Raw genomic sequence first — 12754 nt, forward strand, 5'->3', positions numbered from 1 at the left:
CTGTCGGCTCCCGTTGCCGAGCCAAACGACCCTGCAACGGGACAGCCAGAGCTTCGGATCCGAGGAGAACATTCCGATGGCCGACCTTGCCGCCTGCCTTGGGAATGCTCTACAGGTCCGACTGGAGTCGGATGACCCGCCCCCAAATTTGGCAACCGATTGGATTGTTGGTGTTGCAGCAGACCCTCTGCTCATTCATAGATGCTGCTGCGATGATCAATATCGATCACCAAAACGACCAGGCGGGCGTCTTGAAGGTCACAGACAACCCGGTAATCACCGACGCGATATCTCCACAGGCCCGCTAGGCCTCCGGTGAGAGCTTTGCCCCGGTTCCGGGGGCTATCGAGGGTCGTGATTGCTCGAAGTGCGGCACTGATACGGCTAGCGGTCTGGGGATCAGCTTTCCGAAGCCACTTCACCGCGTCGGGCGAAAGATCGATTTCCCAATTCACTCGATCTCATTCAAGATGCTGGCGTCGACCGGGGTATCGCTGAGCCCCAGCTCGCGCTCGACCACAGCAAGCGGTGTGGCCTTCACCCGACCTGATCGAAGATCCGCAGCGCGGGCGATGATGCGCTGCTCCCATTCCAGTTCTGGTAGGTCGCGTTCCAATACTTCGCGCACGACATCACCCTGGCTGCGTCGGGTCGCTTTGGCGAGCGCCTCGACGCGCTCGCGCAGGTCTTCGGGGAGCCGCACTGAGATGGGCCGCCCAAGTGGTGCCGTAGAATTCATGTAAACATTGTATGCGATGTAAACGGGAACGCGGTGGCACTCCTATATTTCCTCTGCGCGGTGCGTTGCGGCCGCCAAACGGCTATTTGCTGCGGGCAACCCAGAGCCGGTGGCGATCTAGTTTGCCTCTTTCTCAGACCGAAGGGTACTGCTCCGATTCGCCTATCACCGTGCCCGCGGGCGGAACCCTGATGGCGCTACTAAGCCACTTCGGACCCAACAGTTCGGACATTTACGCCTGACTGGACACCCGCAAGCCGGACGATCACCAGTCGGATTCCAGGTGCCCGCGAAACTGTGATTTGGACCAAATTTCAGCCGAAACTCACCGCTCCGTCGTCGCTGATACTCCAGCCAGGATTGTGCGCAACCTCCCAGATGACACCATTTGGGTCGACCACGTGACCGTGGAAGATTCCCCCGAACGCACCTTCCTGCGCCGATTTGAGCACGGTACCTCCCGCCGCTTCCATCTCGCCAATCGTGCTCAGTACGTCGTCGCGACTAGACACGTTGTGGGAAAGGGTTACTCCAGAAACTCCCATTGTGGAACGATCGCGAAGAAGATCTTCGTCAAACTTTTCAGCATCAAAGAGCCCGAGCATCAGACCGGGCGCGACCTAGAAGAACAAGATCTCCCCCGGAACATCGGCAAGGGGTGACCAGCCAAGACCATCCCGATAGAACCTCCGGGCGGCATTGAGGTCTTTGGTAGCGAGAGTGAAAAAATGCACGCGTTGATCCATGACGCCAGTATGACAGGAGCTGCCGACGACGACAGTTGGCACTTGTCCGTAAGCCGGACGATCAGCGGACAATCCTGAGTCGGCATTGGTGCCTCCACGTCTACAGCCCTTCGGTCGTGCGTTTGACCCGCCCGACATTAAGCCCGATGAACGGGCGTTATATGCACGAGCTCGGTGGTGTCGCCTTGGTGTTGTGTGAGTCGAATGAGGTTGGACAGACAAGGTCCGAGCTAGCGAGCTACGCGGCAATTGGCGAACTCGGAGGGGGCAATGGACGCCTGGAGCGCGGACAAGTTACCTGTCAACGGACACGAATGTGTCAACGCGGACAAGTTAGGTGTCAGAGGACAGTAAAGATGATTTTTGGAAAATTTCGAAAAATAACGGAACGGTAACTAGACAGCGTTATCTTTCCGTTATACATTCATAGAGCAGAAGTTGCTTGCTGTGGCAGCTACTGCGGAATGTGATTGCAGGACACTCTTGGTGCAAGGGAGAGGGTCGGTTTCATGCCTCTGAAACCGACCCTCTAACTCGTTAACCGTTCGACCGCCAGCGCAAATTTTTCTCCAGCCGACGACCTAGGCTGTGCACTTACTTCTCGCCCGCTTTGCTTTCTGCGCGATCCGCCCCCGTCTCGATCTTTAGCTGCTGGATAGGGAACGGCATCTCAATTCCCGCTGCGGTCAAGGATCGCTTGATCGCCTCAAGAACCTGATCTTGTGCCTCAACCGCTTCGCGACGATCCGGTGGACTAATCCAAAAACGCACCTCAAGAATGACGCTGAAATCGCCAAGCGAATTCACCAAAATCGTAGGCGCGGGCTCGGTGACGATACCCGGCAATGCAGCGATTGCCTTAAGGATGACAATGCGGGCCTCAGCGATGCTTTCGTCATAGCCGATCCCAACTTCGACACTGAGCCGCCGCGTGGTGTACGCCGTATTCACGACCACACGTTTGGTGTAAAGCTCGCTGTTCGGGATGACCACCTGACGGTTGTCATACGTGCGCACCAGCGTGGCGCGCACCAAAATATCCACGACCTCGCCCTCGTGATCGTTCGAGACGATCTGGTCGCCAATCCGAAACGGTCGCGTAAACAGAATCAGGATTCCGGAGAGCAGATTCTGAAAAATGTCGCGAAAAGCGAAACCAATCACAATGCCGCCAACACCCAGCGTGCCGAACAACGACGCCGGCGTAATCGTGGGAAAAATCACCGTGAGGGCAACTAACAATCCAAAGGCAAGAATGCCCCAACCGACAAGACGGCTCAGCACCACCTGCAGCCCCCTCGGCCTTCCCGCACGCCGAACAGCCAACCCGACGAGCTTCGCCACCAGCCATGAGATTGCCCAGAAAAGGAGAAACGCCGCAATTCCGAGAACCATATTAGGAAGGGCAAGAAAAAGTGACGAGAAGATGTTCTGCACCCGGTCAATCACATCGGTGAAATCGACCGGCTCGCGCCGAAAACCAAACTCCCTCATGGCCCAGTCCCCTCTGTCTCGTGTCGAGATCTTCCACGACACTGAGTCTTCTGCGTGAGTCTACGCGTCTCACTCCGCCCAAACACCCCAGCTAGAATCGCTCACGAAACGTAGAATAGTGACGTGAGCAGAAGCGAGAACCGGCCCTCCATCGTGTGGTTGCGCAACGACCTGCGACTAGCCGACAACCCCGCGCTGACGGCCGCCGCGAGCGAAGATCGACCACTCGTTGTTGTGTACATTCACGATGAAACCAGCGACGACATCCGTCCGCTGGGTTCGGCAAGCAAGTGGTGGCTGCACCACAGCATCACTGCCCTGGATGCCGCCCTGCAGAAACTGGGTGGGCACCTGACTCTGCGCAGCGGCCCCGCCGCGCGCGTGCTGCCTGAGCTGATCGATGAGCTCGACGCCGCCTCCGTGCACTGGAACCGCCGCTACACGGCAGCCCGCGACATCGATGCCGAGCTCAAGTCGAGCCTGCGCGAACGAGGCCTCACCGTCGAAAGCCATCAGGGCAATCTGCTGAATGAGCCGTGGCAGATTCGCAACGGGCAGGGCGAACCGTATCGGGTGTTCACTCCGTACTGGCGGGCTGCGCAAGAGCGCCCCGTGCGTGAGCTGCTGCCGCCACCAGAATCCGGCGAACTGAGCTGGGCAGAGACCTCCTCCGACCGCGATGAATCAAGCAACAACCCCAGCGCGATACCCAGCGACAACCTCGCCGACTGGAATCTGCTGCCGACCCGCCCCGACTGGGCTGCTGGTTTGCGCGAGACTTGGACTCCCGGCGAAACCGGGGCCATTGACCGCCTCGAGAGCTTCGTCGCGGAACGCCTCGCCGACTACCACCGCCGCGACGAACCCGCCGTCGACGCCACCAGCGGCCTCAGCCCGCACCTGCGCTTTGGCGAGATAAGCCCCACCCAAATCTGGCATCGGCTGCGCGGCTTGGGCGCGACAAGCGTGCCTACAGCGGCGGGAAAAAACGTTGCCAAATTCTTGAGCGAAATCGGCTGGCGAGAATTCTCGGCCACCCAACTCTTCGACAACCCGCGTCTCGCTATCAACAACTACCGGACCGCCTTCGACGCCTTCCTCTGGGGGTACACGGTCGACCAGATCGGTGCCGTCGACGAACCTGCAGGAGTCGCCGAGGTCGAAGCCTGGCGTCGCGGCCGCACCGGCGTCCCCCTCGTCGATGCCGGCATGCGCGAACTGTGGCACACCGGCACCATGCACAACCGCGTGCGCATGGTCGTCGCGAGCTTCCTCATCAAGAACCTGCTCATCGACTGGCGCGCAGGCGAACAATGGTTCTGGGATACCCTCGTCGACGCCGACGATGCCAGCAACCCCGCCAACTGGCAGTGGGTAGCCGGATCTGGTGCGGATGCCGCTCCCTACTTTCGTGTCTTCAACCCTGTACTGCAACAGAAAAAATTTGACCCCACGGGCGAATATGTTGCCCGCTGGATTCCGGAACTCGGCACCGCCGACTACCCCGACCCGATCGTCGATCTCGCCGAAACCCGCCGGGAAGCACTCGGGGCCTACAGCGCCGTGAAAGCCGCTGCGGCATCCGACTAGGCGTTCGGCCAGACACTGCCCAGAGGATGCTCAGCCTCGCCAATAGCGCCCCGGGAACAGGGGCAACGGGACACCCCAAGGGGCGGCCTCGGCGCCTCAATTCGTGCGATTTGGACCTGATTTTGGCACCGGTCAAACCACTCACAGACTCGCTCCGAAATACTCATTGCAGTTCGGGAAAGCCTCGAGCCAAACGGTCCGGACAGGGGCCACCAACGTAAGAAGGAGTTCAGCAATGAACGCATTCACGAAGAAGACCACGATCGGTGCAACCGCTACAGCAGTAGCACTGATCGCTGTCGGAGCAGCTGCTCCCGCCATGGCCGCAACAACTGCCGACAGCGACATTTCAACGAAGGCAGCCTCCTCCTCCACCTCCACCAGCGCCGATATCCCGGTACTCGTTGCGCCTCAGGTCGGCGATGTTGACCTGCTCCGCAGCGACGCACTCGGTGGCGACATCCTCGGTGGCGGCATCCTGAATGGTGACCTCCTCAGCGGTAATGCGATCGCATCCGGCAATGAAGTAAACGCACCAGTCGCTTCGGGCAACGACACCGCAGCGGGCAACATCAGTGACTCCGCCAACGTGAGTGACGTCGCCAACGGCACCAACGTGTCTGACGTTGTAGACAACGCAACGCAGGCTACCGACGTCGTAGACAATGCGACTGATGTTGCAACCGACGTGACCGACTCGGTCGACGTTGACGACATCCTCGACGACATCGCCGGTGACCTTGATCTCGCCGGAATGTTCAACTAACACTTTCGCTCTCTCGCGCCCCTACCCTTTCGCGAGGGTGGGGGCGCTGTGTGTTAACGGGTGCTGCACTATTGGGCAGAATTGGGCAGAGCGCAGGCCAGTAGCACCTCAACTACGTCTAGCCGTAGTTGAATCTTCGGCTCTAGACTTGGCGCATGTCGGTCACAGAACTTTCTGTCAGCACCCAGAACTATCTGAAGGCTGTCTGGGGTCTCTCGGAATGGTCAGATGCCCCCGTCACCGCGACGGTGATCGCCGAGAAGACCGGCTTCACCCTTTCTAGCGTTTCGGATGCCGTGCGCCGCCTCACCGATCAGGGCTTCCTTGACCATGCGCGTTACGGCTCCATCGCACTCACCGACATTGGCCGCGCTCATGCTGTGGCCATGGTCCGCCGCCACCGCCTCATCGAGTCATTCCTGGTGAGCGTGCTCGGCTACGGCTGGGACCAGGTGCACGATGAGGCCGAGAACCTCGAACATGCGGTGTCAGATTTCATGGTCGAGCGCATTGACGAGTTCTTAGAGCACCCCACCCGTGACCCGCACGGTGACCCGATCCCCAGCGCTGATGGCGTCGTGACGATTCCGGATGCCGTGCAGCTGAGCCGGGTTTCCCCCGGCAGCACCGTGGTGGTTGAGCGCATCTCTGACGACGACCCCGACCTGCTCAAGTTCTTCGAAGAGCGCGGAATTGTGTTTGCCGCGACGCTCCAGATCAGCGCCGGTGCACCCTATTCTGACGCGCTCGACGTGCAAGTCGGTGAGAACGCCGCCTCCGTTTCACTGGGCCGCAGTGCGAGCGATGCGCTCTACGTTTCGAGCGGCACTGTGACGAACGGCACCGCGACAGGCGGCACCGCGATGGGCCAGACGGCGAAAATCTAGCGTTCTGCGGGCATCCGCGACGGGGCGAGTTCTCGAACGACTGACAGCGCTTCGAGATAAGTTAGGATAGCCTAATCTAATACCGAATAGATGAAGGGCTACTGCTGTGAAGAGAATCCTGACCGTGACCGCAACACTGGCCGCAGCGAGTCTGCTGCTGAGCGGATGCACCGGAATCACTGGCACGGATGACGATGGCGCGGTCGTGGATGCCAGCGAAGAAGCTCTGGTGGTCTACAACGCCCAGCACGAACAACTCGCTCAGGAATGGGTCGACGAGTTCACCGCCCAGACCGGAATTGACGTAGTGCTGCGCAATGGCGGCGACAGTGAACTCGGCAATCAACTCATTGCCGAAGGCGATGCTTCGCGCGCCGATGTGTTTCTCACCGAAAACTCCCCTGCCATGTCGCTGGTCGAAAATGCCGGATTGCTCGCACCCGTAGACCCCGCAACACTCGACCTGGTTCCGGAACAGTATCGACCAACCAGCGGGATGTGGGCAGGCATCGCCGCGCGCTCCGCTGTCTTCGTCTACAACCCCGACCTTCTCAAAGAATCTGAACTCCCCGCATCGATACTCGACCTTCAAGACCCCAGCTGGAAAGGCAACTGGGGCGGGGCACCCGCTGGAGCAGATTTTCAGGCAATCGTCTCCGCAATTCTCGAAACTCAGGGCACTGACGCGACGTCTGCTTGGCTCACCGGGATGAAGGACAACGCAACGATCTACCGGAACAACATCGTCACGATGAAAGCGGTCAACGCCGGCGAGGTAGCTGGCGGCATCATCTACCACTACTACTGGTTCCGCGACTCAGACTCCGGAGGCGAAAACAGCGGCAACACCCAACTGCACTACTTCGGCGAGCAAGACCCCGGGGCTTTCGTCAGCATCTCTGGTGGTGGCGTGCTCAAATCGAGCAAAAACCCTGATCAAGCTCAACAATTCTTGGCCTTTCTCGCTGGCGTTTCCGGACAGACGATTCTTGGTGAGGGGTACAGCTTCGAATATCCCGTTGGCAGCGATGTGCCAGCAAGGGATCCGCTACCGGCCCTCGATTCACTCAACGCGCCAATCATTGACCCGTCAACGCTCAACGGTCCCGAGGTTCTCGACCTCATGACACAAGCAGGCCTCCTCTGACAGCCTCGGGTGCGGCGCGAGCGTTACGCGCGGAGCGGTTAAGCGCAACCACAACACCACCCTCACGAGCACTACTCATTATTGTGCTGGTCCTTGCCATCGGGATGCTGATTCCTGTGGGCTACGTCATCGAGGCAACAGCACGAATCGGCATTGACGAGCTTGCGACGCTGCTCCTGCGCCCGCGAGTAGGCGAACTCTTGGGCAACACCGTTCTGATTCTCGTGCTCGGAGTACCCATCACCGTTCTGCTCGGAGTCGGCAGTGCCTGGCTTGTTGAACGAACCGATCTCCCGGGGCGGCGCTTCTTCGCCATCCTCACTGTTGCGCCACTAGCTATCCCCGCCTTCGTCAGCAGCTACGGCTGGGCGAGCGTCGTTCCCTCCATCCAAGGCCTCGGGGGCGGCCTCCTCGTGGCGACACTCGCGTACTACCCGCTCGTCTACCTCCCCGCCCTCGCCACGTTGCGCGGCCTCAACCCGAGTTTGGAAGAGAGCGCACGATCCCTCGGGCTCAAAGAGGGGGCAGTTCTTCTCAGAGTTGTCATCCCGCAGCTTCGACTTGCCATTCTCGGTGGGGGACTCATCGTCGCTCTCCATCTGCTCTCCGAATACGGAGCGTTCGCGTTCATTCGCTTCGACACTTTCACCACCGCGATTGTGGTCGCCTACCAGTCAACATTTGCCGGCCCATCGGCGGCCTCACTCGGCATCGTGCTCGCGCTGCTGAGCGTCATTGTGTTGGGGATCGAAGCCACAGCACGAGGACGCGCTCGATATGCGTACGTGGGATCGGGTAGCGCGCGGCCAGCCCAACTCGTCAAACTCGGCAAATTCACCCCGCTCGCGATCCTTGCCCTCGTAACGATCGCAACGTTGGCCACAGTCGTGCCCATGGTCAGCGTTATTCGATGGTCACTCGCCACTAAACCTGACATGCTCGACGGTCTCTGGCGCGCGCTAGTTGACACCTCCCTACTCTCACTCGGCGGGGCAATCGGGGCCATCGTGGTCGCCCTTCCCGTCGCGTGGCTCGCGACGCGGCATCCATCACGACTGAGCCGAATTCTCGAAGGCGGCTACTCAATCGCCAGCAGCCTGCCCGCGATCATTGTGGCGCTGGCCTTGGTCACGGTAACGCTCAACGTTGCTCCGGGGCTCTATCAGACTGCTGCGACGGTGACAGCGGCCTACGTGATCATCTTTCTCCCCCGGGCACTAGTGACTTTGCGCGCCGGACTCGCCCAGGTGCCTGAATCGCTGGAAGAAGCCGCCCGAGCACTCGGGACACCACCCCTCCTCGCGCGGATACGCGTGACAATTCCGCTGCTTTTCCCGGCCATCGCGGCAGCCGGTGCGCTCGTGGCGCTCGGAGCGGCGAACGAGTTGACCGCCACGCTCCTGCTCGCTCCGACCGGAACACGAACGCTCGCGACCCAGTTTTGGTCTGCCGCGTCGTCGATCGACTACGCCGGCGCAGCCCCTTATGCCATCTCTCTGGTGCTACTCTCGATTCCCGCTGTGGCTTTACTTTTTGCACAGACGAGGGGTAAAACACGGTGAAGTTACACATCAGCGGTGTCAGCAAATCTTTCGGCTCAACGCCTGTTCTGACTGACATTGGGCTTGACGTTGCTCAGGGGTCGCGCACCGCGATAGTTGGCCCCTCGGGATGCGGCAAAACCACCCTCCTTCGCCTTATCGCAGGTTTCGTCGAACCTGACAGCGGCGAGATTTCTCTGGGCAACCGTGTGCTCGCAGCGCCCGGACGCAGTGTGCCTGCGCACCGACGTGGGATCGGATACGTCGCTCAAGATGGCGCTCTCTTTCCCCATCTGTCGGTTGCTGCAAATATTGGTTTCGGTCTTCCCCGCACCGGTCGAACAGAACGCATAGTCGAAGTCATGAAACTGACCTCCTTGGATGCGGCTCTCGTCTCGCGCTATCCTCACCAGCTTTCGGGTGGCCAGCAGCAACGGGTCGCTCTGGCGCGAGCCCTTGCGCCACGGCCCGAGGTTGTACTGCTCGATGAGCCGTTCAGCGCACTCGATACCGGGTTGCGCGAACAAACGCGGGCCGCGGTGATCACCGCGCTTGAGCGCAGCGGAACCACTACTGTGCTGGTCACTCACGACCAGGAAGAGGCACTCTCTTTCGGCGATGGTGTCGCTGTGATGATGAGAGGCTCGCTCCCGCAGTCGGGGTCTCCAGAGTCTGTGTTTGGCAACCCTGGTTCTGCCGAGATTGCTGCGCTGATGGGGTCGATCGTACTGTTGCCAGCCGTACGTGTTGGGAACGAAATCGACTCTGCGTTAGGTCGAATAAGTGTGCGGCACGATCGCAGTGCCGGTGTTGAGTCGGTTTCGGCGATGATTCGTCCCTCGCAAGTGTCGCTGAGTGTCGACCTCTCCCACGGCACTGCGTCAGTTGCTGGTGTGCGACACATCGGACCAATCGCCGTGGTTTCGCTGCGTACCCTAGGACCACATCCCACAGCGATCTCGCTCACCGTTCCCTCACATCACACGCAATCACTGGTTGCGGGTGCGGTGGTGGGGCTGAAAGTGGATGGTGGAGCAGTGCTGTATCCAGCGAGTGTGGCAGGCCGCCACCTCACCGAGTTCGGGAATTAGCCGTAGTCGCGTTCTTGAGGAGTGCGCGTCCACGGCTCATCAAGAAGGTATAGACCTTCCACACCACCACCCCGACGATCAACGAGGTTACCGTCGCCAACAGTGGAGAGTACGTTTCGATGCCCGGGTAGACCTGCCACTGCGTGAGGTACGTAAAGAAAGACGCGCCCGCAAGAGTGGACACCACCCCGACCAGCCAACGCGGTAGCGGTAGTGAGGTAGCCCAGAGCAACACCAGCACCCCGCCGATGACAATCGCTTCGCGTAGTGGCTGCCCGAAAAAACCTACAACAGACAAGATAGCTAAAGCCGAAACAATGAGGCGCTGAGTTCTCGTAGTGATGCGCGCGATTACCCAACCGAGGGCAATAGTCCAGGCAACAGTCGCGACCGCGTACTTCTCTGTGCCCTCTGCCCGAACTCCACCCAACACAACGGTGCGCACAAAGAGCGTCAATGCCAGTACCCCGAGCGCGAAGGCGAAAGGCCAGCGGCGCTCCCAGCGACGCACTGCGGGTATGGCAAGCAGAGCCACGAAGGCCAGCATTGACCACAGCATTGCTTCGAGAAACCAGAACTGCCATTGAAGGGTCCACTGCGCACTACCAGTGAAATTATTGACGAGAAAAACGGTGCTGGTGGCGTAGGTTCCCGCAACCAATGCGACGATGCCGATCCACGTGATGGCAGGGATAGCAACCGATGCAACACCGGCCAGCATTGCCCGGGTGCGCAGTCGATCGGACCGATTCGCGAGTTGAAAACGCGCAAGGTTGTAGCCGGCGATCACCAACAGTAGATGAGCTCCGCCCTGCACGAAGACGAGGTCAGCGTGGGTTGCAACGATGAGAACGATCGCCAGCGCTCTCAACACAATAGGCACTTCGATGCGGGGCAATCGCTGCCGGAACCACCCCGTCGCGGGCTTCGCTTGAGCTTGACGTGGGACTGGCTCGTGCGCTTCACTGCGTGAGGTCGAGTCTGGGCCGGCTGACAGTGGTGGCTGGGGTCTCACCGCATGTGCAGCAAGCTCGGTCATTGACATCGTTGGCCAGGTGCGAGGCAGCGTTCCCAAGAGCTCTTCGAGGTGAATCGAGACCTCAACGAAACTGAGTGAGTCTCCCCCGAGCCCGGCAAAAGAGTCGCTGGTAACAGCGTGAGGGGTACCCAACAGGTGTGCGATTCGAGTTCTGAGCGTCTCGGCTGTTACGACATCATCAATGACACGGTTGGCGTCAGCGGTACCGTCGTTGGCGAAGCGAAGCAGAGCAACCATGTCGGTCTTGCCGCTCGAAGTTCGCGGAAACTCAGCGATAAAGTGCACATCTACCGCGTGGGCCGGCAAGCCCCACTGTGAAGCCGCGTGTTCAGCTACCACTCTGACCTGGCGCTCGGCAGTGACAAAGAGAATCAGCTTTTCGTCAGAGCTAACCGCTTTCACGTCAATGCCTCTGCTTTCGAAGAGCTGCTCGACGTGGTCGAGGTCAATTCGAAGCCCAAAGATCTTAGTTAGTCGGTTGCTGCGGCCCACAATTTCGTAGAGTCCGTCATCGCGCTGCCGGGCGAGATCTCCCGTAAACAGCTCGTGGCCGGTGGTGCCGAGCGCGAGGTCTGCTGGCTGCTCTCCGTAGCCCATCATGACGTTGGGTCCGGTGTAGACAAGCTCTCCAACATCAGACTGAGCAGGGGCATCGATTCGAAATTGGCCTCCGGGTATGGGAATTCCGATGGTGCCGATCGCAGTTTCGGCGAGATCGCTGGGCACATAGGCCATGCGCGCTGTCGCTTCGGTTTGTCCGTACATCGTGATGAAGTCGAAGCCGCGGTGGTGACCTAGTTGAATGAATCGCCGAGCCCGTTCAGGATCGAGCCTTCCTCCCGCTTGAGTGATGTAGCGCAAGGATGACAATTCGCGCGTGGCAAAATCAGTTTTCTCGAGTAGCTCGAAGGTGTGAGGTACACCAGCAAATGAGGTTGCCTGTGCCGCCCCAAAATCGTTCCACAGTTCTGAGTCGAGGACAGAGCGCGAACTCAGGCGCACAGATGCCCCGGCAAAAAGGTGGCTGTTGAGCACCGACAGCCCATAGCAGTAATGCAAAGGCAGCGTAGTCATGGCACGGTCTGCAACCTCGAGTTCAAGGTACTGAGAAATAGCAGAAGCATTCGACAGCAGATTATCTCGTGAAAGACGCACCACTTTAGGTGACCCCGTCGACCCTGATGTCGTTGCCAGCATCGCAAGGTCGGGGTGAAGCTCATGCCGCGTGCCGGCTCGTGTTTCGTTGAGACCCCAGTGGTCACCCTCCGCCGCAGCGATCACGTCGGGGTCGAACCGGCTCACTAGGGATTCGATTCGTGCACGAGACGCGGGTCCGTTCGTTGTGCTGGCTGGTTCAACCAGCAACACCGGATGCCCAGCTTCGAGGGATGCGAGGTAGGTGATGACGGGCTCCACCGTCATGGCGGCTTCGATCATCACCAATCGTCGCGTGGAGCCGAGCTCATCTCGCCGGGCTTCGACACGCCCTCGAATGTCGTCGTAGGTTAGTTCGCCGCCATCCGTAACCAACGCAACGTGGTGTGGCACTCCACGGGACAGGCTCAACGCCGCGAATTCAGTCTGAACAGTCATGATTATGCGTAGGCTCAGCTGGCCGAAGTCGGGTCGGCTCTACGCGGGTGTGGGCTTCCCACTGATTTGGTTTGGCGTGTACCGGTCATCCGACTTCCTTCAAATTGATTAGGTAAGCCTA

The 12754-nt window shown here is 59.8% G+C and carries 12 protein-coding genes; 6 read left to right on the top strand and 6 right to left on the bottom strand.

The genetic code is table 11. The features are described from left to right. Nucleotides 1-191: 191 nt before the first annotated feature. The 5 genes from ACTJJW_RS07555 to ACTJJW_RS07575 all read right to left on the bottom strand — a co-directional run bounded on the left by ACTJJW_RS07555 (nucleotide 192) and on the right by ACTJJW_RS07575 (nucleotide 2979). The gene (locus ACTJJW_RS07555; RefSeq protein WP_462643514.1) at nucleotides 192-455 is read right to left on the bottom strand and encodes a type II toxin-antitoxin system RelE family toxin; all 264 of its coding nucleotides are present in this window, start codon (nucleotides 453-455) and stop codon (nucleotides 192-194) included. Continuing rightward, nucleotides 452-739 (bottom strand): type II toxin-antitoxin system RelB family antitoxin, encoded by a 288-nt coding sequence (relB, locus tag ACTJJW_RS07560; protein WP_462643515.1) that lies wholly within the window; start codon nucleotides 737-739, stop codon nucleotides 452-454. Before relB ends, ACTJJW_RS07555 begins: the two co-directional genes overlap by 4 nt. Before the next feature lie 314 nt (nucleotides 740-1053). Beyond that, on the bottom strand, nucleotides 1054-1344 hold the full coding sequence (locus ACTJJW_RS07565; protein WP_462643516.1) for a VOC family protein: 291 nt from the start codon (nucleotides 1342-1344) through the stop codon (nucleotides 1054-1056). A gap of 15 nt (nucleotides 1345-1359) precedes the next feature. Continuing rightward, nucleotides 1360-1485 carry a VOC family protein gene (locus ACTJJW_RS07570; protein ID WP_462643517.1) on the bottom strand — a complete coding sequence of 42 codons (126 nt, stop codon included), beginning with the start codon at nucleotides 1483-1485 and terminating at the stop codon, nucleotides 1360-1362. 594 nt (nucleotides 1486-2079) lie between these two features. Then, the gene (locus tag ACTJJW_RS07575) at nucleotides 2080-2979 is read right to left on the bottom strand and encodes a mechanosensitive ion channel family protein (RefSeq protein WP_462643518.1); all 900 of its coding nucleotides are present in this window, start codon (nucleotides 2977-2979) and stop codon (nucleotides 2080-2082) included. A gap of 123 nt (nucleotides 2980-3102) precedes the next feature. On the opposite strand from ACTJJW_RS07575, the gene ACTJJW_RS07580 reads away from it, so the two are divergent. The 6 genes from ACTJJW_RS07580 to ACTJJW_RS07605 all read left to right on the top strand — a co-directional run bounded on the left by ACTJJW_RS07580 (nucleotide 3103) and on the right by ACTJJW_RS07605 (nucleotide 10001). Then, the gene (locus ACTJJW_RS07580; RefSeq protein WP_462643519.1) at nucleotides 3103-4569 is read left to right on the top strand and encodes a cryptochrome/photolyase family protein; all 1467 of its coding nucleotides are present in this window, start codon (nucleotides 3103-3105) and stop codon (nucleotides 4567-4569) included. 235 nt (nucleotides 4570-4804) lie between these two features. After that, nucleotides 4805-5335 (top strand): hypothetical protein, encoded by a 531-nt coding sequence (locus ACTJJW_RS07585; protein WP_462643520.1) that lies wholly within the window; start codon nucleotides 4805-4807, stop codon nucleotides 5333-5335. 155 nt (nucleotides 5336-5490) lie between these two features. Beyond that, the gene (locus ACTJJW_RS07590) at nucleotides 5491-6222 is read left to right on the top strand and encodes a metal-dependent transcriptional regulator (protein ID WP_462643521.1); all 732 of its coding nucleotides are present in this window, start codon (nucleotides 5491-5493) and stop codon (nucleotides 6220-6222) included. Between the two features lie 124 nt (nucleotides 6223-6346). Continuing rightward, on the top strand, nucleotides 6347-7369 hold the full coding sequence (locus ACTJJW_RS07595) for an iron ABC transporter substrate-binding protein (protein WP_462643522.1): 1023 nt from the start codon (nucleotides 6347-6349) through the stop codon (nucleotides 7367-7369). Between the two features lie 104 nt (nucleotides 7370-7473). Further along, the gene (locus ACTJJW_RS07600) at nucleotides 7474-8931 is read left to right on the top strand and encodes an ABC transporter permease (RefSeq protein ID WP_462643547.1); all 1458 of its coding nucleotides are present in this window, start codon (nucleotides 7474-7476) and stop codon (nucleotides 8929-8931) included. After that, nucleotides 8928-10001 (top strand): ABC transporter ATP-binding protein, encoded by a 1074-nt coding sequence (locus tag ACTJJW_RS07605; RefSeq protein WP_462643523.1) that lies wholly within the window; start codon nucleotides 8928-8930, stop codon nucleotides 9999-10001. The genes ACTJJW_RS07600 and ACTJJW_RS07605 overlap by 4 nt, the downstream gene beginning before the upstream one ends. Here the strand turns inward: ACTJJW_RS07605 and ACTJJW_RS07610 are convergent. Then, on the bottom strand, nucleotides 9982-12633 hold the full coding sequence (locus ACTJJW_RS07610) for an AMP-binding protein (RefSeq protein ID WP_462643524.1): 2652 nt from the start codon (nucleotides 12631-12633) through the stop codon (nucleotides 9982-9984). The two genes, ACTJJW_RS07605 and ACTJJW_RS07610, sit on opposite strands and share 20 nt — an antisense overlap. Nucleotides 12634-12754: the final 121 nt, after the last annotated feature.

Source organism: Rhodoglobus galactosidasius (assembly GCF_054957775.1).